Here is a 21,822-nt window from a genome sequence, read left to right on the forward strand (position 1 = left end):
TGCCATTTTAGTTCTCACCGACATGAGTACGGAGTCGTATTCATGAAACGTATTAATACGCTGACGATTGCTGGAACTGACCCGAGTGGCGGTGCCGGTATTCAGGCTGATCTGAAAACCTTTTCGGCATTGCACGCTTATGGCACCAGTGTGATCACTGCGCTGGTGGCACAAAATACCTGCGGTGTGCAGTCGATTTATCCCATTGAACCTACTTTTGTTAGCGCGCAACTGGATTCTGTACTCAGTGACGTGCGTATCGATAGCGCCAAAATAGGAATGTTAGCCAACGCCGCTATCGTCGAGATTGTCGCGAGCCAGTTACGTCGATACTCCATTGAATTTGTCGTGCTGGATACGGTAATGGTGGCGAAGAGTGGTGACCCGTTGTTGGCACCGCAGGCGGTAGACGCACTACGCCAGTTACTGTTACCGCAGGTTGCTCTGATTACGCCAAATTTACCAGAGGCCGCGGCATTGTTAGAGTGCGAGCCTGCAAGCAACGAACAAGAAATGTGTGAGCAGGGGCGAGCGTTACTCGCTTTAGGTTGTCAGGGCGTATTAATGAAAGGTGGGCATCTGAGCGGTAAAGAGAGTCCGGACTGGCTGTTTACCGCGCAGGGCGAACAGCGCTTTGTCACATCACGAGTCAATACCCGTCATACGCACGGCACCGGCTGCACTTTGTCAGCAGCACTGGCGGCGTTGCGCCCACGGTATAGCAATTGGGCGGATACCGTGGGCGCCGCCAAACACTATCTGCAAGGCGCGCTGTTACAAGCCGATACCCTTGAAGTGGGGCAGGGGGTCGGGCCGGTGCATCATTTCCATCAATGGTGGTAATACCCTTCGTCCTTGAAGTCGCAGGGGTGTTAGCGGCGTTCACGCACCCGAATCACTTACTTGAGTAAGCTCATCGGGATGTGTTCACTTGCGGCTCCAATGACTTTGGGAATAGATATTTCATATATTACGAGTCACGGGCTACCGTGCCAGCAAATAGCGCTGTGCCATATCAAACATGGCGATAACCCGTTGCAGATGGTGTGCGTCAAAACGGTTAAGGATATAGCTATCCGCGCCTTTGCGTGGGCGGATACACAAGGATAGCTTCGGATCGCCCGCTTCATCTTTAGTTATATCAAACTGATAGCTGCCGATCTCTTTCTCATCTTCCCGCCAGGAAATTTGCATGGCGGGCAGAGGATTGGCTTCAGTGGGGTGCCTGATGGCAAAGAAGTATTCTCCGGCCCAGAAACCCGCGTAATCGCCGTCGGTTTGCAAGTTTTTGGTTCGGAAAATAGTGGCATCGACTAGCTGGTGGACTGCTTGTGGCGTGATCTGCCGATGGGTTTGTTGCCATAGCGGTGTGCCGTTTTCGAGCTGCCAGCAGGCCGCGCCCAGATAGTCATTCAGCTTGCACCAATCAGCATCGAGTTGTTGGCGCAATTCTTCGTCGAGAATATTGCGGTATTGCTGCATCCCACTCGGTTGATCACCGAGTGTTTCGTATGTAATGAGTTCCATCGTGCGTGGCTTGCGGCGAAAACTCATCCACAACACGACCTTAGGGATACGAAATTCAATCGACTGAACGCTCTGGCGATAGCGATTCCCAATATTTACGACAAAACCATTGGCGGTGCCACGCTTGTTTTGATAATTACGTATTACCACCACACTATTGAGGCCCATCCAGCCCGTGACATAATGTTCACTGTCGGAATTGGCAACATCGAGATCAATGACCATCTGAATGATTTTATCACTTTCAAGTTTCGCCAGCGGATGGGTATTCCCCGCAGAGTAATACAGCTTCTCGGGTTCTTCGGGTAACTCAAAAGTTAACATGGCATGGCCTTCTGATAGTCGTATGGTTTATAGCTTAACTCAAGCTGTCATACAGATTATGCTATAACGAGAATTAGGATGAAAATTCGTGTTATGGATCAACTTTTTCATCCGTTGATGGTCATAGACAGGCAAACTAACACCACGCCGACAAGTCCGTTGCACTGGGCTACGTTTAACGCTTGGTAAGTCAATTAATCAAATTATAAGGATACCGATGATGAAAGGTCAGAAAACCCTCCATTGTCTTTTTGCGGGGACAGTACTCAGTGTCAGCTCTTGGGCTATTGCACAACCAGCTACTGTACCATCAACCTCTGAACCATCAACCTCAGAATCCTCAGTTATAGCACCATCAGTCACCGAACCTGCTGCACTATCTCGGGCCACTGCCGCCGATCTGCTGCAACAGCCCGTTTATAAAAATAGCTGGCAAAAAATGGTTAAGGGGCAGAAAAACCTTCCTACCTGGGCACGTAAAGGGACAGGAACATCCTCTCCCTATGAGGTTATTACCTGGGAAGGGCAGCAGTACAAAGTAGGGCGTATTTGCAAGCCCCACGATTGTGGTAATAATTTTATGTTGATAGCGTTCAGTCAGGATAAAAAACAGGTATGGCAGGCATGGGGTGTGCGCATTACGGTAGAGGACAAACCACAAGCAATTGATAAACCGAGTGAGTTCTCTACGTATCAATGGCTTGGTCACCCGAATGAACGTATTCAGGCCATGTTAAAAGCGCAGCTACAGCAAGATCCTAACTGGCACTGATGTTTGTCGATAAATAGCAGTGCAGATCATGATGGTTTACCCCGATGATCCTGCTTCAGTCGCTATTGCCCAAGCAATTGTACCCAACAGACTTTAAGATGCAGGAAGGCGGCTTGCTGCGGCCTCGCAGAGGCGAGGCCCTGAGTGTGAGTGCTTCCAATATATCTGCAACTTGAAAGCTGACGGAGATATCAGCCCACACCGGCCTGATGAAGGTCGTGTAAGTTAAGTGCGCCAACCAGTTTCCCATCCAGGTTAACCACCGGTGCTGCACTGATATGGTGCTGATGCAGTGCTTCCAGCGCTTCACCGGCACGCCATTGCTCTGGTAATCGGTAACCCGGCCGGGTGATAGCACCACCAAGCGGTTGTTGCAATGTGCCGCCTTTGACCAACCAGCGACGCAAATCACCGTCGGTAAATACTCCAACCACCCGTTGGTTTGGATCGCACACGGCTACCAGCCCAAGCCCAGTGCGGCTAAGCTCTAACATCGCTTCCATCACGGTATCAGATTCATTCACTGCTGGCAGTCGGTCACCGGTTCTCATTAAATGATGAACCCGATTGAGTAACTTTGCTCCCAAGCTGCCGCCAGGATGTGAACGAGCAAAATCTTCAGCATTAAAACCACGGTGGCGCATCAAGGCCATCGCCAGTGCATCCCCCATCATCAGGGTATTGACTGCGCTGGATGTTGGGGCTAAACCCATTGGGCAGGCTTCGTGTTCGACACTGATATCCAATACGCAGGCCGCGCCTTGCGCCAAGGGTGACTCTAAACCGCCTGTGATGGCAATTACCGGAATATGGCTATCGGCCAACAGGGGCAGGATCAGGTCCAATTCTTTAGCACGACCGGAATAAGAGATAAAAATCAGCACATCTTGCCGGCCAATCATACCCAGATCGCCGTGTAGTGCTTCAGCAGGATGAACAAAAAATGAGGGGGTGCCGGTGCTGGCCAGTGATGCGGCAATTTTTTTACCAATATGGCCGGATTTGCCAATACCGGAGACTACAGCCTTGCCGGTACAGGCTAACAGCAGCTCGCAGGCACGGATAAAATTGTTGTCTAATCGTGACAGTAACTTATGAGCTTCGGTCAGCTCAATTTCTAATGTTTCGCGGGCATAGGTAATCAATGGATTAGTCATTTTTATCAACCAGAATGATGTTAATACCCATTTCTTGCAGCGCCTGTAAATATTCCGGGCTAATCCCTTTATCAGTAATCAGGGTATCGACGGTGCTTAACGGGCAAACTACATTTGGGCTTTTACGGCCAAATTTGGAAGAGTCGACTAACAGAATGATGCGGCTCGCGGCGCGGCACATCGCTGTGCTGACATGATAAACTTCGTTAAACGTGGTGACACCGGCTTTCAAATCGACACCATCTGCGCCGATAAAGAGTTTATCAAAACTAAAATTATCAAATGCCGATTCCGCCAGGCTGCCATGAAAAGAGGCCGAGCCTTTACGGTAAGTGCCGCCGGGCATCAGGATTGTCTGATCATTATTCAGTTCAACCAGCTCATTGACGATATGCAGACTGTTAGTCATCACCGTGATATTGTTGAATTTTGTCAGGTGCGGTACCATTTGCAGCACCGTGCTCCCCGCATCAAAAACCAGGCTGTCACCGTCTTTGATCAGTTTACTGGCAGCTTGAGCAATTTGTTTTTTCTTATCAGTATTAATATGCGTTTTACGGTCAATCGGTTGTTCAACATCATCGCGATTTAATACCACGCCACCGTAGGTACGGATAACCGCCCCTTCTTTTTCCAGACTGGTTAAATCCTTACGGATTGTCGTACCGGTGGTTGAAAACTGGGCGGCGAGTTCATCGACTGCTGTCTTACCGTGCTGCTGAAGATATTCCAGGATTGCAACCTGTCGCTGCTTTGGTTTCATAACGATCCCCGTTCAAGTATTTTTATTGCCTATTCTTTTAGGCATAACTTTCACATGAAAAATAATAACTTTCATTATGAAAATATCATGATTTCGGTTTAATCGCTAATGATAGTGCAGTTTGACATGCGGTATCCGTAGGAAAGATCACATCCGGAATTAAATCCCGCTGATGTAACCCATGAAGTTGGGGCAGTGCGCGCGGGCGGGCAAAAACGCTAATACCACGCATGATCATGCTATCGCTGACGTGCATATTTTCATCAAATGCCAGTGCCATCACTACGCGGGGTTTAAAACGCCCGCCAGACCTGCCAACACCGACTGATTTACTGTGCTGACAAAGGCGGTCAAAAGCGCGGTTAAACCGATTGATTTGCCACCAGCCGAGCAGGATTTGCAATACCCAGGCGATGATGACAATGCTTATTAGCGCAGATGTGGGGGACATATTTCTTTCCTTTTACTCTTCGCCCTTGACGCCGCAGCGTTGTTAGCGGCACTTATGCACCCGAATCACTTACTAATGTAAGCTCATCGGGATTTATTCGTTTGCTGCCTTGCTACAACGCCAATGGCTTCGAGTAATACCTTTTGCCCTTGACGCCGCAGCGTTGTTAGCGGCACTTATGCACCCGAATCACGGGGTGAGTCAGTGATTCGGGGTTGATAACTGACGACGTTAAAACATCACCTGACCACCGGTAATATTAATCGATTGCCCGGTACAATAGGCCGCTTTATCACTTGCATAGAACAGCAGAGTATTCAGTACATCCTGGTAATCACAACCGCGCTTTAGTGGCACTTTATCGGTGTAATATTTTTCAACCTCATCCGCTTTAATGCCCAACTTGGCGGCATATTGCGGTAAAAGTGACTGGAACATCGGTGATTTGAGCAAATTACCCAACATCAGAGAATGCACGGTGATACCGTAATCCGCCAAATCCAGTGCCAATGATTGTGTCAGCCCGACGCCACCAAACTTCGCAGCACTATAACCGGAGTTGTGTTTGCTACCCACTTTACCTGATTTAGAATTGATTTGGATGATGCGCCCGGCAATTCCATCACGAATCATTAAGCGCGAGAATTCACGGGCGCACAGGAAGTAACCCACCAAATTTACCTGTAGCGAGCGGTCAAAATCATCCAGCGGGAAATCAGTAATCGGCGCAGCCTTGGCAATACCTGCACTGTAAACTAACAAATCGGTTTGGTGGAAATTCTGATCTACCGCTTTTGCCAGCATTTGAACACTGCTTTCATTGGTGGCATCAACCTGAAAACCATATGCGCGACCTGCACCATATTCTGTATTAATCTGATCAGCAACTAACTGTGCATTGGCTGAATTTAAATCGGCAACCGCAACTTTGTAACCTGCCTCAGCCAGACCGTGGCATAAAAATGCCCCCAAAGTTTGCCCACCACCAATCACTACTGCTACTTGTTGTGACATAACTACCTCCAAAACTATCCTTCGAACGTGAAGCTGCAACGGTGCTAGTGGCACTCACTGCAACTCCATTGATGTCGGATATAAATTAACGAATAAACTTCAATGAACTTCCGATGGGAATATCACTGGGTGTCGGGCCGTTGACATGGATCGACCCTGGGAACTCCGGCTGCACGTCACCATTGAAACGAATAGTGACGTGCCCCAGTTCGCGCAGGTTCTGGGTGGCAACATCGCCGACTGCGGTGATGACGTAGCGATGCTGTGCCAGTTCCATAATGTTGCCAGCCTGTAATTCCCCCTCGGTAATGCTGTGTTGGTGGATAAAACAGAACTCTTCAATATCTTTCGGTGCCCCTTCACGGAAGGTAATGAGCATGTCATCCAGTAGCGCTTCACGCGCACTATCACCGATATTGGTAATGGTTGTTTGATAGATAGTATTCATACGTACATCCTTAACCGTTGAATGTATTACCGATAATGTTGTATTTAGCGCTTACTGATAAATAAAGGCGGAGGCGGCCCAGGCAATTAATACTGTCGGTGCGCCGGTCAGGAAGCGGCCTACCAGCACTGACGGAACACCGACTCGCACGGTATCTTGCTTGGCTTCGGCCAGTGACAGACCGACGGGAATAAAGTCACAGGCTGCCTGAGCGTTAATCGCAAATAATGCTGGCAGAGCCAATTGTGGTGGAATATTTCCCAGACCAATTTGTACGCCAACTAATACGCCGATAACTTGTGCGATAACCGCCCCTGGGCCTAAGAACGGTGACAGCAGAGGGAAGGAACAGATCAATGCCAGAAGCACTAAACCAATCGGGCTGCTAGCCAGTGGTGTCAAGCCATGAGCAATAAAGTCACCTAAACCGGATGCCATGATGATGCCGATTAATGCCGATACGAAGGCCATAAACGGTAAAATGGTTTTCAGGACGGTATCGATAGTGTCGCGACCTGACTGGAAGAACACGGCCACTACTGACCCCATGCCCATCCCGACTTTTGCCAGCAAACCATCACTTTGTTCAGTGATTTTTTTGCTGGTATCGTAATCACGGGCACCTTTAGTTGCGGTGGTTGCCGCGCTGACCGGTTCTGCTGGCGCAACGCTTGCGGTGGCATGGTCAGCCCCACTGACTTTATGGATATTCTTTTCACGCACACCGGAGACGTAAATATCTTCCAGTATGTATTGCGCCATAGGCCCGGATTGACCGGTTGAATGGATGTTGACGGTTGGAATGCGACGTTTTGGATACAAACCGCAGCGCAAGGTGCCGCCACAATCAATAATAGCTACTGCAATTTCTTCCGCAGGTGGCTCACCTTCTTTGAATCCATCGACGGCTTCCCAGCCAGTCAATTCGCTGATACGGTCAATAATGGCCGGGCGAGTACCGGCGGTGATGTAGACAATTTTTTTGCCAGGAACGATTGGTAACACCAATGGCCCTCCCCAACCGCCTTCACCTTTTTCAATCCTGATAAATTCACTCATGATCTGCTCCACACAGTATGTATCTGATTTAAAAATTAAAGTTGTACGGTACGGTCCAAACGAATACCCATCTTGCGTTCAAAGATGGAGGTCGTCAGATCAGTAATCCAACCGCGGAAGAAGTTGGTGAACAACCCGACCAGGAAGTAACTGACGGCTAATGGACCCAGTGGCAGGCCAAGTGTGGTTAAACCACTGGCGATGCCTAAGTAGACGAACAACTCACCTGGGTTAATGTGTGGGAACAAACCATTCATTGAGTGACAACTGTAAGACGCTGCCGCGTAATAACTGGGTTTGTATTTTTCTGGCATAAAGCGCCCAAGACTTAAAGTCATCGGGTTACAGAAAACAAAAGTACCAATCAGTGGCAGCAGTAGGTAGCGGGAAACGGGGTTGCCCGCACAACGTTGCGCCAGACGCTCGATTCTATCCTGACCAACAAATTTTATCAGGGCGTTCATGATGACTAATAAACTGATTAATAAAGGTAAAATCCCGGTGACCATGCTAACAAAAACTTCTCCCCCTTTTTGGAAGAGCCCGATAAACCACTCGGCTCCGTGGGTTATAAGTTCAATCATTCTTTTTCTCCTAGTAATCGAGGTTATGGCTGTTTTATGGAAAAAATTTATAAGACCGCATAAAAAGCGGTTTCAACATGCGAGGTATCAAAATAGATAACTGCATCTTGTCTGTCGCCACGAGTACTACCATAATCATTTTTTGGATCTATTTATTGCATATAGATCACACTTTGAAAGATAAATCTTTCAAAGTGAATGTTGATAATGAAATAAAAAATAATCGAAATGAAAGTTTTTGGCGAAAATTACGTAGTTGTCATTGTTGAGGGCGCAGCACAGTTGAAACAGAGCAGGGAAGGAAGGCCATAGAAAGGAAGAAAATGAGTTAGAGGCTAACTGGCGTCAGCCTCCTTGGGGGGATTTAGCCTAATAGTTCACAATTTGGCGGCAGGCGGCACTGAAGAGCATTGGGCACCACTTCTATGCGGAAATGGGTACCCGATATCGGTTCTCCATCCAAATTGAACGTAATATCGTGCGGCGCGGAAATTTCCAGCCAGGGTAAGGTGGCTTCAACCACACTTTTGTTCTTCTCACCACTGAGTAAGCTGTTTAGCAAGGCAGGAAGCAGTTCATCTGCTGTCAGTAACCGTAACTCAAGCAGCCCATCATTGATCATTGCCGTCGGGCAAAGCGGTTGGCCGCCACCTGCCTGCCTGCCATTACCAATGCCGATCACCAATGCATCACCCGCCCATGCGAAGTCTGGGCCACGTATTTCGCAACTATCTGCTTTGAGTGCATCCATACGCATCAGACCATGAATAAAATAAGAAACACCTCCCAGTGCTGCTTTAAGCCTCTCTGGGGTTTCGGTGGTAATGCGTGCGCCAAAGCCACCGGTGGCCATGTTGATAAAATAGCGTTCGTTGTTGACCCTTGCTAAATCGATTGCTACCGCACGGCCTTTGACGGCCAGTTGCAACGCATTGTCCAGTTGCAGGGGAATGCTGCAACTGGTGGCGAAGTCATTGGCGGTACCCAGTGGTAAGATTCCCAGGCAGGGGCGTTGCTCCGCCGCTACAGTCATCAGTGCATCAGCGACTTCATTTATGGTGCCATCACCACCGCCGGCAATGACCGTATGAACATCAAGCGCCGTGGATTCGTCAACAAAGCGTTTAGCATCACCTTGCTCCCAGGTAACGCGAACATAAAGAACAAACCCTTCTTCACGCAACATCTTGACTGCATTGCGAACTTCAGGATTACCCGCTTCTTTGCCGTTCAGGATAAGAAGTGTACGCGGCATTGAGGTCATAATTGCTCCAGGGCATTTTTCCAATAGAGTTAACCATAAACCATTTTAGTTTAATTTGACTATCCCCTTCTGGCTTGACGTTGCAGGGCATTAGTTATGTCCATTACGCGGCCTATCTGCGGGCCTCTTCCAGACCACGACAGCCACATTTAAGTCTACTCCCAACAAATTTGTTATTCCCCTGCGGCCTCAAACTTTTTAAGGATGTTGGATTAATTAGAGAATGATTGAGAGGAGTATTGAATTTTAGGTTGAATAAAAATAGATATTTATTTTCATTGCATATTTTTTAATTATTTTACATTGAATAAAATATTAAATTAAGAGAGGTTAGTGGTTTTATCTTATTATTGTTTAATTTTCTAACAAAAATAATTAATAATATTTTTTAGTTAAATTATATTAAAATAAGTTTAATTTAAGAATAAAAAAGAAAAGGCCAGCCCAAGGGAGATTGGGCTAGCCAAGGAGGTGGTTCCTAGTCTTGCGTTAAAGCTTTTTTAGTTCTTTATTGTACTCAAGCCATGCTACCCCAGTGCCATTATAATTGATGTGATCCATTTCTAATTATTGCTAAAAATACCACTTTATTGGTAGCATTCTCTTTTACTGGTTTATGTTACGCTTTTTCATGGGGATTACGGCTATTTGTCCCACTCAGATTACGTATCAACAAGCCATATTCCACATCAATCTCTATCGGTATCGGCAAATACATGATATGCCCATTGCCCGGTGCAATATCCGCCGGTTGACCTTTTTTATCCTGCATACTGTTGAGGGTAAATTGGATATTACCCTTCGGTGTCATTAACTCAACGCTATCGCCGACTGAGAATTTATTTTTGACCACCACTTCAGCCAGACCGTCACGGCGCACACCGGTAAACTCGCCAACGAATTGCTGACGCTCGGAGACAGAATAACCGTATTCGTAAGTTTGTTGCTCTTCATGCACATGGCGGCGCAGGAAACCTTCGGTATAACCGCGGTGAGCCAGCCCTTCCAATGTGGTTAGCAAGGTTGTATCAAAAGGTTTACCGGCAACGGCGTCATCAATGGCACGGCGATAAACTTGTGCGGTGCGGGCACAGTAATAGAACGACTTGGTTCGGCCTTCAATTTTCAGTGAATGCACTCCCAATTGGGTCAGGCGTTCTACATGTTGAATTGCACGCAGGTCTTTGGAATTCATGATATAAGTGCCATGCTCATCTTCTGATGCGGTCATATATTCGCCGGGGCGCTGGGCTTCTTCAATCATAAACACTTTATCGGTTGGTGCGCCGATTCCCAAAGTGGGTTCGACATTTTTCACCTCAATCGGCTGATGGATATGCACAATATTACCAATATCATCTTCTTTGCCTTCCTGAACATTATATTCCCAGCGGCAGGCGTTGGTGCAGGTACCCTGATTTGGATCGCGTTTATTAATATAACCGGACAGCAGACAACGCCCTGAATAGGCCATGCACAGTGCGCCATGAACAAAAATCTCCAGTTCCATTTCCGGCACTTGTGTGCGAATTTCGGCAATTTCTTCCAGTGATAATTCGCGGGAAAGGATCACGCGAGTCAACCCCATTTGCTGCCAGAATTTGACCGTAGCCCAGTTGACGGCATTGGCTTGTACTGACAGGTGGATATCCATCTGTGGGAAGGCTTCACGAACCATCATGATAAGGCCTGGATCAGACATAATCAGTGCATCCGGCCCCATATCAATTACCGGTTTTAAATCACGCAGAAAGGTTTTGAGTTTGGCGTTGTGAGGGGCAATGTTCACCACCACATAGAAGCGTTTACCAAGATCATGGGCTTCCTGAATACCTAATGCCAGATTCTCGTGATTGAATTCATTATTTCGTACCCGCAGGCTATAACGTGGCTGGCCGGCATACACAGCATCCGCGCCGTAAGCAAAGGCATAACGCATGTTCTTGAGGGTACCGGCAGGAGATAATAACTCCGGTGTAAATGGGGTGGTCGATGATGGTGTAGATGAAGACATAGGTGGCTCTCAGTCTGAGTTCAAGTCAGAACCCCCCCCGAAGGGGTGGCTAAAAGCCGAGGATTGTAACCTCGCTCATGGCGAAAATCAGCCACGGCACAATTTTTGTAAGATTTAAATGATCCAGATCAATATAAGAGGGGGAATGCGCGGTCAGCAGCCCCGCGCGGGTACATTTAAGTCACGAATGTAGGTGAAGATAGTGCTATCTGATCAATAAGAATTACAGCGTCAGATCTTTAATTGTAGTGGTCGGGCCATTTTTCATTACAGAGGCAATGCCATTTTTGGCGGCAGACTCAGAACTGTAGGATTCGCTGACGCCAATAATTTGATGGTTTTTCGCTTTCAACACGAAGTAAGGTTCGTTTTTGACGTTGCGCTTCAGTTCAAACTGGCTTTCCAATGGCGAATTACTTTGTACCGATGAGATGCCATTTTCAGCCGATGCTTTGCTGGCGTACATCTCACTGGAGAGAATAATTTCACCATTACTGGCTTTTAGATTGAAATGATACTGCCCATTCTTTGCCTTCTTAATCTCATAGTGACCCGTGGCCATAAGTGTTTCTCCTGTAGGTGGAATACCTCTAATAGTGTAGTCAACGTTCACAGGAAGTCTGCTTACTACGCCTTATATCAGCATAATTAGGATTCGGTGGTAATGGAATTATACTAAACGACAGATCTCAGCTTCCCAGCGATACCCTATGCCATATACCGCGCGGATAAACGGTTTATCACCATCAAGTGACTCCAGCTTGCGTCGCAGATTTTTGATATGGCTATCAATAGTGCGATCCGTCACTACGCGGTAATCGTCGTACAGGTTATTTAATAACTGTTCACGGCTGAATACATGGCCCGGTTGGGTGGCCAATATTTTGAGTAAGCGAAACTCTGCTGGCGTTAACTCTAACAAGTGGCCTTGATAACTGGCCTGAAAACGGGATTCGTCGATTATCAAGGGGGCGCTATCTGTGGCTTGCTCTCGTGCTTGATGGCAGCGGCGCAGTATGGTTTTGACTCGAGCGACGACTTCCCGTGGGCTGTAGGGTTTGCAGATATAGTCATCGGCACCGATCTCCAGCCCCAGCAACCGGTCAATCTCTTCGGTTTTGGCGGTGACCATCATGATTGGCACATCAGAGAAACGACGGATTTCACGGCAAATGGTGATGCCATCGCTGCCGGGCAGCATTAAATCCAGCAGAATAATGGCAGGTGGCGTGTGGCGAACGGTGGCGACGGCCTCTGATCCATTAGTCAGCCACTGCGTGCGATATCCCGCGGCTTGCAGATAATCGACCAGTAACTGGCCGAGTTTAGGTTCATCTTCAACAATCAATACGCAGCCAGGCTGGCTGGCAGACAGAAGCGGCTCATGCATTACAGTGAATTATCCTATGGAATGGAATAGCGGGAATACTACCGTAATCCGCAGGCCACCCAAAGGTGAATGTTCAGCACTGATTTTTCCGCCGTGGGCTTCCACAATATTATGACATATTGCCAGGCCCAGCCCCGACCCGCCGCTGGCACGGTTACGTGAATTTTCGGTGCGATAAAAACGCTCGAAGATACGTTGCAATTGTTCGTCGCTGATACCCGGTTTACTGTCCTGCCAGTGGAGGGTTAATGTCTCTTCTTGCAGTAGTGCGATTATCTCTAGCTGCCCACCTTCGTTGGTATAACGCAGGCTGTTTTCCAGCAAATTATGAAATAATTGGTTCAAACGATCAGGATCGCCGAATATTGTCGCATGTTCTGGCAGGCGGGCGCTGATAGTCATATCTTTGCTGTGAAAGCGGCCATTGAAGCTGGCAATGGCGATTTGTAACAGGCGGACGGCGTCCAGTTGCGTTTTACGGTAAGCCAGTGCGCCACGATCAGACATAGATAGCTGATGCAGGTCGTTGACCAGCTTAGTCAGGATTCCCACTTCGGCTTGCAGTGAAATCAATGACTCCGGTGTTGATTTGCGCACGCCATCTTGCAGTGCCTCCAACTCGCCACGCAGTACCGCCAGTGGGGTGCGCAATTCATGAGAAACATCAGCCATAAAGTCGCGCCGCATCTGCTCGTTTTTTTCCAGTGAACTGGCCAGCAGGTTGAAATCCTGTGCCAGTCGCCCCAGCTCATCACGGCTGCTGACCGCCACCCGAGTGCTGAAATCCCCTGCGGCCAACCGATGTGTCCCTTCTACCAGCCGTTTTACCGGTGCCAGCATACCGCGTGACAGCAACCAGGTTACGGCCGCGGCCAGTAGTGTCGATAAGCCGACGATTAACCAACTGGTGCGCCGCTGCTGCTGATCAAAGTTAATATCGGCGTTGCGGGTAATTTTTTCCGGTGGTGTCGACAGCACCCAGCCCACCACCTGTTTCTTGACGGTTATCGGCCTGCGACTGGCACCATTTGGCACCTGACCGCTATGCCCGACCAGCAGATTATTATGGTTATCCACCACCCAGAATTGCGCGCGCCAGCCACGGGGAGGCAGATTACGGCTGCTATCGCCGCTCTGTTCGAACGAACGCATGATCTGATAAATCACCTGATCATTATTGCGCAGGAAGTCCCAATTACCGTAGCGTTGATATTGCACCTCAAGAGCCTCGCCCAGCATAGCGATACGCTGCTCATTGCTCTGTTTGATATAACCGATAAAACCGCGCTCAAAGCTGGCTCTGACTCCCCAATGCATGGTAATTAACACCAACATGCAGGTCGCGAAAATAGCCATAAAGAGCTTGCCGGTGATGCCGATTCTCATAATTTCCTCACCTGTTTAATCGGTTAGCTACCATCGAGAGCAGGGTGGTATTAACGATGGTTATATTCGTCGCCGCTGTCATGTTACTCCAGCCTCATCAGCGGCTGCGTAATCGGTCAAAGTAGAGATAAACCACCGGTGTGGTATACAGCGTGAGCAACTGGCTCATCACTAACCCGCCGACAATCGTTATTCCCAATGGCTGGCGCAGTTCTGCTCCATCGCCACTGCCCAATAACAACGGCAGCGCGCCGAACAAGGCCGCTAGTGTCGTCATCATAATTGGCCTAAAACGTAGCAAACTGGCTTGAAAAATGGCATCGCGGGCACTGAGATTGCCGTTACGTTGTGCGTCGAGAGCAAAATCCACCATCATGATGGCGTTCTTTTTTACAATGCCAATCAATAACATAATGCCAATAAGGGCAATCAGGCTGAAGGGAGCATCGAACAGTTCCAGTGCCAGCAGCGCCCCAACACCGGCGGAGGGCAGGGTTGAGAGGATAGTCAGCGGATGAACGTAACTCTCATATAAAATCCCCAGCACAATATATACCGTGGCGATGGCGGCCATAATCAACCATAGCTGAGATTTCAGCGTTTCCTGGAACACCTGCGCGGTGCCGGTAAATGTGCCACGCACACTGGCAGGAACGCCCAGTTCGGTCATGGAGCGCTCAACGGCGGCGGTTGCCTCAGACAAACTTCCCCCGTCAGGCAAATTAAATGAGATAGTCGAGGCGGCGGATAAGCCTTGATGGTTAACCGCCAGTGGCGCATTGGCAGGCCGCCATTGGGCAAAGTAAGACAGTGGAATTGACTGACCGCTGCTGTTAATCACAAACATCTTATCCAGCGAACTCACATCCTGCGTGTATTGTGGTGCCACTTCCATCACTACTTTGTATTGGTTCAATGGCTGATAAATGGTGGAAATTTGCCGCTGACCAAACGCATTGTTTAGCAGTGCATTGGCATCGGATACATCGATCCCCAGCCGCGCCATCGTTTCACGGTCATAAGTCAGCGCCACCTCCGAGCCTTTATCTTGCTGATCGGAGTTAACATCAGCCAGTTCCGGCAATTTAGCCAGTGCAGCGCGAACTTTCGGTTCCCATTCGCGCAGCGCGGCCAAGTCATCAGCCAACAGAGTGAATTGATAGCTGGCATTGGCCTGACGACCACCGACCCGAATATCTTGTACCGGAGAGAGGAACAGGCTGGCACCCGGTTCTTTAGCCAGTTTGGTGCGCAAACGGGTGATAATTTGCTGTGCGCTCTCCTTGCGTTCACTTAATGGTTTGAGCGAGATAAACATCGAACCGCTGTTAGTGCGCGAGCCACCGGTAAAACCGGTGACATTGTCAACCGCCGGATCAGCACTGACAATTTTCATGAAATCTTTCAGTTTCTGTTGCATCGACTGAAACGAAATACTCTGATCGGCTTGAATAAAGCCCATCATGCGGCCGGTATCTTGCTCGGGAAAGAAGGTTTTTGGGATACTGATATAGAGCCAGATATTCAGCGCGATAGTTGATAGCAGCACAGCCATTACCCAGCGCGTATGGCCTAACACCCAATTGAGCGAGCGGCCATAACCTTGCTGAATAGCCAGCAGCACTTTACCGAAACCGCGAATACGTGGTTGCTGACCGGCTGGCTGTGCGCGCAGTAAATGGGCGCACATCATCGGTGTCAGAGTGAGAGATATGATCAGCGAGATACCGATAGCCACCGACAATGTAACGGCAAATTCGCGGAATAAGCGCCCCGGTAGCCCTTCCATCAGCAGCAGTGGAATAAACACCGCTACCAGCGAGATACTCATCGACAGCACGGTAAAACCGACTTCATGCACCCCACGCAGAGCGGCAGCCATCGGTTTTATTCCCGCTTCCAAATGGCGAGAGATGTTTTCCAGCACCACGATGGCATCATCGACCACAAAACCGGTGGCGATGGTCAGCGCCATCAGCGACAGGTTATTGAGGCTAAAACCGCACAGGTACATGGCGGTAAACGTGCCGATCAGCGAAACCGGCACTGCAACGGCGGGGATCAGCGTGGCACGACCGGATCGCAGGAACAGGAATACCACCAGAATCACCAGTGCCACGGCGATAATCAGTGAGCGCTCCACTTCATCAAGTGACGCGCGGATGGTTGGGGAGCGATCCTGGGCGATATTTAACGTAATTGAGGCGGGGATCGAGGCACGCAGGGCAGGGAGTTCTGCCCGAATCCTGTCAACCGTGGCAATAATATTTGCGCCTGGCTCACGGCTGATCACCAACAGAATGGCGGGTTTACCATCAGACATCCCGGCATTGCGCACATCTTGTACCGAGTCTTTGATATTAGCGACATCCTGTAGCCGTACCGGTGAGCCATTGTTGTAGTGAATGATGAGCGGTCGATAACCCTCGGCGGTTTTGATTTCATCATTGGCCTGCACCTGCCAGTGCTGCTCACTGCTATCAATCGATCCTTGCGGGCGGCGCACGTTGGCGGCACTGATCGCCTGACGCACGGCATCCAGTGATACGCCTTGATTGAATAATGCGCTGGGGTTCAGCTCAACCCGTACCGCTGGCAGAGAGCTGCCGCCGACGGAGACATCGCTGACGCCCTCCGTTTGAGCGATTTTCTGTGCCAATTGGGTTGAGGCGAAATCATACAATTGGCCCTGAGTGAAAGTATCCGAAGTCAGCGTCATTATCATAATGGGCGCATCGGACGGATTCATCTTACGATAGGTCGGGCGGTTGGGCATCCCGGTTGGCAGCAGGCTTTGGGCGGCGTTAAGTGCAGCCTGCACATCGCGCGCCGCGCCATTAATATCGCGGCTAAGATCAAATTGCAGAATAATCCGCGTGCTACCCAATGAACTGGTTGAGGTCATTTCATTGACCCCAGCAATTCTGCCCAAGGCACGTTCCAGTGGGGTGGCAACCGACGATGCCATTGTTTCCGGATCAGCACCTGGCATAGAGGCGCTGACCATAATCACTGGATAATCAACCTGTGGCAGCGGTGAAACCGGCAGTAAGCTAAAGCCGATCACCCCACTTAGCGTTATTGCCAGTGTCAACAAAGTGGTGGCCACCGGGCGCTGGATGAACAGAGCGAAGAATTTCACGGCAGCTCCCGCCCGTTTGGCAATTCGGGTGCATCAATATCCTGCTGACGATAGCGATTTTTGCCGTAGGTATTGCGCGCCAGTTTATCGAATAACAGGTAGATAACCGGGGTGGTGAACAGGGTCAGTACTTGGCTGACAATCAGCCCACCGACCATACACACCCCGAGCGGCTGGCGCAGCTCGGCACCGGCTCCGGTACTGAGCATCAGCGGCAAAGCACCAAACAGCGCCGCCAGTGTGGTCATCAGAATTGGGCGAAAACGTAACAGGCAAGCCTGATAAATCGCGTCATATGGGGTCATGCCCTGATCGCGCTCGGCGGCCAGCGCAAAGTCGATCATCATGATGGCGTTTTTCTTCACGATCCCAATAAGCAGAATGATCCCGATAATAGCGATCACATCCAGCTCATTGCCGGTCAATATCAGTGCCAGCAGTGCCCCAACACCGGCGGTCGGCAGCGTTGATAAGATAGTGACCGGGTGAATAAAGCTTTCATATAGCACGCCGAGCACGATATACATCGCCACGATCGCGGCAATAATCAGCCATAGCGTGCTGCCGAGTGCAGCCTGGAACGCCAGCGTGGAGCCTTGGAAACGGGTGGTAATGTCTGCTGGTAGTTGAATCTCTTGCTCGGCTTTCATCACCGCGTTTACCGCTTCACCTAATGAATAGCCCGCAGCCAGATTGAACGAGATAGTGGCAGACGGGAACTGATTCAAATGGTTGATAGACAGTGGGCCAAAACGCTCTTCAATGGTGGCAATACTGTTTAATGGCACCGCTTTACCGTCACTGCCGGTCAGACGAATATCGTTGAACGCGGCCAGTCCTGGCGTGGCTTTAACATCGTGCTCCAGCACCACCCGATACTGGTTGGCTTGGGTATAAATCGTCGAAATCAGCCGTTGCCCAAACGCGTTATATAGCGCGCTATCGATAGCTGACATCGTTATTCCCAACCGGCTGGCGCTGTCACGATCGACATTCACAAATGCCACCAAACCTTTATCCTGCCAGTCACTGGTGACATCCTGGAAGGGAGCTTGCTGCTGCAATTCGTGGATCAGTTTCGGCACCCAGGCGCTCAGTTCCTCCAGTGAGGTGGTTTGCAGGGAGAACTGATACTGTGTCCGGCTCTGTTGGGTATCAATGGTGAGATCTTGCACCGGTTGCAAATAGAGCTTGATGCCTGGCACGCTCGCCACACTTTGCTGCAAGCGGGTAATCACCTCGGGGATGCGGTCATCACGGCGGTTTAGCGGCTTTAGGTTAATCTGCAACCGGCCATTGTTGAGGGTGGCATTGGTGCCATCCACGCCGACAAACGAGGTCAGGCTTTCCACCGCCGGATCTTTGAGAATAATGGCCGCGACCTGCTGTTGCCGTTCTGCCATATTACTGAATGAAACCGATTGTGGCGCTTCCAGTGTGCCTTGAATCAGCCCGTTGTCTTGTAATGGGAAAAATCCTTTCGGCATCATGAGATAAAGCAGCACTGTCAGCACTAAGGTGCTCACCGCGACACCCAAGGTTAGCCATTGGTGCTTAAGCACTTTTTTCAGCGCCACCGCATAGTGGGCAATGACCCAGTCAAAGAACTTCTCACTGGCGCGTGACAGGCGGTTCTGCTTGCGCAGTGACTCATAACTGAGCATCCGCGCGCACATCATGGGGGTCAGGGTGAGGGAAACCACGGCTGAAATCAGAATTGCCACCGCCAGCGTTACGGCAAATTCGCGGAACAGACGACCGACGATATCGCCCATAAATAGCAGTGGAATTAATACTGCAATCAATGAGAAGGTCAGTGAAATAATGGTGAAACCAATCTCACCAGCCCCTTTCAGCGCGGCATCCAGTGGTTTCTCGCCTTTTTCGATGTAGCGAGAGATATTCTCTATCACCACAATGGCGTCATCGACCACAAAACCGGTGGCGATGGTCAGTGCCATTAATGTCAGGTTATTAATGGAAAAACCGAGAAAATACATCGCGGCGAACGTCCCGATCAATGACAACGGCACCGCAATGCTGGGGATGATGGTGGCGGCCGCATTACGCAGGAACAGGTAAATCACCATTACCACCAATACAATTGCCAGCAACAACTCAAATTGCACGTCACTGACTGAGGCGCGGATCGTGGTGGTGCGGTCAGTCAGCACGTTGACATCAACCGATTTAGGCAGACTTTTAATCAGCTCCGGCAGCATCTCGCGAATACTGTCGGCGGTGGCTATCACGTTAACCCCCGGCTGGCGCTGAATATTCAGCACGATGGCCGGTTGGCTATTGGCCCACGCCGCCAGTTTGTTATTTTCTGCGCCCTGCTCGATGGTAGCGATATCCTGCAAGCGAACTGGCGCGCCATTTTGGTAAGCAACAATCAGATTGCGGTAATCCTCAGCCGATTTCATCTGGTCATTAGCCGATAATGTCACCGAGCGGGTTGGCCCATCCAGACTGCCTTTCGCCGAATTGACGTTGGCATTACTGATGGCGGTGCGAATGGTTTCGCTGTCCAGCCCCAAGGCTGCAACGGCGGGGGCGTTCAGTTTCACCCGCACCGCCGGGCGCTGGCCGCCAGAGATAGTGACCAGGCCGACGCCGGTAACTTGCGAGATTTTCTGCGCGATACGGGTTTCCACCATATCTTCCACTTGCGTCATCGGAATAGCCGTGGAGGTCACCGCGAGCGTCAGGATCGGTGGATCGGCAGGATTCACTTTACTGTAAATCGGCGGATAAGGCAGGTCGGTTGGCAGCAGGTTAGTGGCGGCGTTAATGGCCGCTTGCACCTCTTGTTCTGCCACATCCAGCGGCAAAACCAGTTGGAATTGCAAGGTGATGACCGACGCGCCACCGGAGCTTTGTGACGCCATCTGTTTTAAGCCAGACATCTGGCCAAACTGACGTTCTAGTGGTGCGGTAATGGAGGAGGTCACCACATCCGGACTCGCGCCGGGATAGAGTGTGACCACCTGAATGGTGGGGTAATCCACCTCCGGCAGGGCGGAAACCGGTAAGGCGCGGTAACCGATAATCCCCGCCAGCAGGATGGCAATCATAAATAATGTCGTGGCAACTGGCCGCAGGATAAACAAGCGTGATGGCCCACCACCCGGTGTTGCAGGCATCGACTGCATCAGGATTTCTCCGTGGCGGTATCCGCAACGCGTTTTCTGCCTTTATGCGTTGTATTCTCCCCTTGTACCGGTTTTTCCACGCTGGCGCGTGGGGTAATGACGTCAACTTGTAACCCTTCCGTCAGGCGATCAATACCGTCGGTCACCACACGTTGACCGGCATCCAGCCCAGCGCTGATAACCACTTGTTTGCTATCCTGAATCCCAGTGGTAACCAAGTGCTTACTGACTTTGTTCTCGTCATTTAATGTCCAGACGAAGCTGCCTTCGTTGCCCATCTGTACCGCTGCGGTTGGTACCACCACAGCGTTTTGCAGTAAATCCACTTTAATGCGCGCATTGACAAATTGATTCGGGAACAGCACATCATCTTCATTATTGAAGCGAGCTTTTAGTTTGATGGTGCCGGTAGTGGTATCAATTTGGTTATCGAGGCTGAGTAGATAACCCTGTGCCAGTAGCTGTTTATTGGTGCGATCCCAGGCTTCAACCGGAACAGTCGTATTATTTTTTGCCGCATTTTTCTGCGCTTGCATAATGGCTGGGATATCACTTTCTGGCAGGGTAAAGACCACATCGACCGGATGTGTTTGAGTGATAACCACAATCGGAGTGGCGGTGCCGCTGGTAATGTAGTTACCGACATCCACTTGTTTAAGCCCGACTTTGCCGGAAATTGGCGCGGTAATACGGCTATAAGTCAGTTGCAGTTTGGCGCTATCGATAGCGCCCTGATCAGCTTTTACGCTACCTTCGCTTTGGCGAACCAGCGAGGCTTGGGTATCGAGTTCTTGTTGAGAAACTACGTTGGTTTTGATCAATTTCTGATAACGGGCTAAATCGCGACGCGCGTTATCCAGTGTGGCCTGATCTTTGGCTAACTGGCCCTGTGCTTGAGTGAGTAACACCTGATAAGGGCGTGGATCGATTTCCGCTAATAAGTCACCGGCATTGACCTGCTGGCCTTCGGTAAAGTGAATCGCCATTAACTGACCATCGACCCGACTGGTGACCGTCACGGTGTTGGCGGCAAGCACTGTGCCTAAACCGGTGAGATAACGTGGCACCGCTTGTTCGGTCGCGGTGGCGGCCTGCACTGGCGATATTGGCATATTACGCCGCCCCCCAGCGCGGGCGGAGCTGTTGCCACTCGCAATTTGTTGCGCGCCGGGCGCACTGTTCTGCGGGGTTGCACTGAAATGACGCCATATAAACACAGTAACAATAATCGCCACCGCTACCCCCAATAACACCAATAGGCGGGAAGTGCGTTTGGATTGAGCTTTCATGATGGCGGTGAGTCCCTTATATGTTCTGGTTAGCTGCACTGGAGTGCAATCAATTAGAATTTATACCCGATAGATTTCGAGGT

At 50.0% G+C, this 21,822-nt stretch carries 18 protein-coding genes; 2 read left to right on the forward strand and 16 right to left on the reverse strand.

What is annotated here, in order from left to right; genetic code table 11:
* Nucleotides 1-42: 42 nt before the first annotated feature.
* Nucleotides 43-843, forward strand: a complete 801-nt coding sequence (gene thiD / locus AT01_RS17540; protein WP_042548061.1) for a bifunctional hydroxymethylpyrimidine kinase/phosphomethylpyrimidine kinase — start codon at nt 43-45, stop codon at nt 841-843.
* A gap of 141 nt (nt 844-984) precedes the next feature.
* Here thiD and AT01_RS17545 read toward each other — a convergent pair whose 3' ends face one another.
* Nucleotides 985-1,851: a hypothetical protein gene (locus AT01_RS17545; protein WP_042548062.1), complete on the reverse strand. Its 867-nt coding sequence runs from the start codon at nt 1,849-1,851 to the stop codon at nt 985-987.
* 220 nt (nt 1,852-2,071) lie between these two features.
* Here AT01_RS17545 and AT01_RS17550 point away from each other — a divergent pair, with 220 nt between their 5' ends.
* A complete protein-coding gene (locus tag AT01_RS17550; RefSeq protein ID WP_042548063.1) occupies nt 2,072-2,623 on the forward strand; it encodes an inhibitor of vertebrate lysozyme family protein in 552 nt (183 codons plus the stop codon).
* A gap of 191 nt (nt 2,624-2,814) precedes the next feature.
* On the opposite strand, the gene gutQ is transcribed toward AT01_RS17550, so the two are convergent.
* The 15 genes from gutQ to AT01_RS17625 form a co-directional block, all read right to left on the reverse strand.
* Nucleotides 2,815-3,780 (reverse strand): arabinose-5-phosphate isomerase GutQ, encoded by a 966-nt coding sequence (gene gutQ, locus AT01_RS17555; RefSeq protein ID WP_042548064.1) that lies wholly within the window; start codon nt 3,778-3,780, stop codon nt 2,815-2,817.
* A complete protein-coding gene (gene srlR, locus AT01_RS17560) occupies nt 3,773-4,543 on the reverse strand; it encodes a glucitol operon DNA-binding transcriptional repressor SrlR (RefSeq protein WP_004702492.1) in 771 nt (256 codons plus the stop codon). The genes gutQ and srlR overlap by 8 nt, the downstream gene beginning before the upstream one ends.
* 85 nt (nt 4,544-4,628) lie before the next feature.
* On the reverse strand, nt 4,629-4,994 hold the full coding sequence (gene gutM, locus AT01_RS17565; RefSeq protein ID WP_004702494.1) for a transcriptional regulator GutM: 366 nt from the start codon (nt 4,992-4,994) through the stop codon (nt 4,629-4,631).
* 231 nt (nt 4,995-5,225) lie between these two features.
* A complete protein-coding gene (gene srlD / locus AT01_RS17570; RefSeq protein WP_004702495.1) occupies nt 5,226-6,008 on the reverse strand; it encodes a sorbitol-6-phosphate dehydrogenase in 783 nt (260 codons plus the stop codon).
* A gap of 85 nt (nt 6,009-6,093) precedes the next feature.
* Nucleotides 6,094-6,456 carry a PTS glucitol/sorbitol transporter subunit IIA gene (srlB, locus tag AT01_RS17575; RefSeq protein WP_004702498.1) on the reverse strand — a complete coding sequence of 121 codons (363 nt, stop codon included), beginning with the start codon at nt 6,454-6,456 and terminating at the stop codon, nt 6,094-6,096.
* A 51-nt stretch (nt 6,457-6,507) separates the two neighbouring features.
* Nucleotides 6,508-7,515 carry a PTS glucitol/sorbitol transporter subunit IIB gene (gene srlE, locus AT01_RS17580; protein WP_042548065.1) on the reverse strand — a complete coding sequence of 336 codons (1,008 nt, stop codon included), beginning with the start codon at nt 7,513-7,515 and terminating at the stop codon, nt 6,508-6,510.
* 35 nt (nt 7,516-7,550) lie between these two features.
* The gene (gene srlA / locus AT01_RS17585) at nt 7,551-8,099 is read right to left on the reverse strand and encodes a PTS glucitol/sorbitol transporter subunit IIC (RefSeq protein WP_042548066.1); all 549 of its coding nucleotides are present in this window, start codon (nt 8,097-8,099) and stop codon (nt 7,551-7,553) included.
* Nucleotides 8,100-8,463: 364 nt separating this feature from the next.
* Complete coding sequence (gene yegS, locus AT01_RS17590; protein ID WP_082039796.1) at nt 8,464-9,354, reverse strand: lipid kinase YegS; 891 nt, start codon at nt 9,352-9,354, stop codon at nt 8,464-8,466.
* Nucleotides 9,355-9,982: 628 nt separating this feature from the next.
* Nucleotides 9,983-11,302, reverse strand: coding sequence for a prephenate-dependent tRNA uridine(34) hydroxylase TrhP (trhP, locus tag AT01_RS17595; RefSeq protein WP_407703559.1), 1,320 nt, complete (start codon nt 11,300-11,302; stop codon nt 9,983-9,985).
* A 298-nt stretch (nt 11,303-11,600) separates the two neighbouring features.
* A complete protein-coding gene (locus tag AT01_RS17600; protein WP_004702508.1) occupies nt 11,601-11,939 on the reverse strand; it encodes a YegP family protein in 339 nt (112 codons plus the stop codon).
* Between the two features lie 108 nt (nt 11,940-12,047).
* Nucleotides 12,048-12,767 carry an envelope stress response regulator BaeR gene (gene baeR / locus AT01_RS17605; protein WP_042548069.1) on the reverse strand — a complete coding sequence of 240 codons (720 nt, stop codon included), beginning with the start codon at nt 12,765-12,767 and terminating at the stop codon, nt 12,048-12,050.
* A gap of 9 nt (nt 12,768-12,776) precedes the next feature.
* Nucleotides 12,777-14,153: an envelope stress sensor histidine kinase BaeS gene (gene baeS, locus AT01_RS17610; protein ID WP_042548070.1), complete on the reverse strand. Its 1,377-nt coding sequence runs from the start codon at nt 14,151-14,153 to the stop codon at nt 12,777-12,779.
* A gap of 97 nt (nt 14,154-14,250) precedes the next feature.
* Nucleotides 14,251-17,295 (reverse strand): multidrug efflux RND transporter permease subunit MdtC, encoded by a 3,045-nt coding sequence (gene mdtC / locus AT01_RS17615; RefSeq protein ID WP_042548071.1) that lies wholly within the window; start codon nt 17,293-17,295, stop codon nt 14,251-14,253.
* Nucleotides 17,292-20,450, reverse strand: a complete 3,159-nt coding sequence (locus tag AT01_RS17620; RefSeq protein ID WP_042548072.1) for an MdtB/MuxB family multidrug efflux RND transporter permease subunit — start codon at nt 20,448-20,450, stop codon at nt 17,292-17,294. Before AT01_RS17620 ends, mdtC begins: the two co-directional genes overlap by 4 nt.
* On the reverse strand, nt 20,450-21,739 hold the full coding sequence (locus AT01_RS17625) for an MdtA/MuxA family multidrug efflux RND transporter periplasmic adaptor subunit (protein ID WP_042548073.1): 1,290 nt from the start codon (nt 21,737-21,739) through the stop codon (nt 20,450-20,452). The genes AT01_RS17620 and AT01_RS17625 overlap by 1 nt, the downstream gene beginning before the upstream one ends.
* Nucleotides 21,740-21,822 lie beyond the last annotated feature (83 nt).

This window comes from Yersinia aldovae 670-83, assembly GCF_000834395.1.
GTDB classification, from domain to species: Bacteria; Pseudomonadota; Gammaproteobacteria; order Enterobacterales; family Enterobacteriaceae; genus Yersinia; species Yersinia aldovae.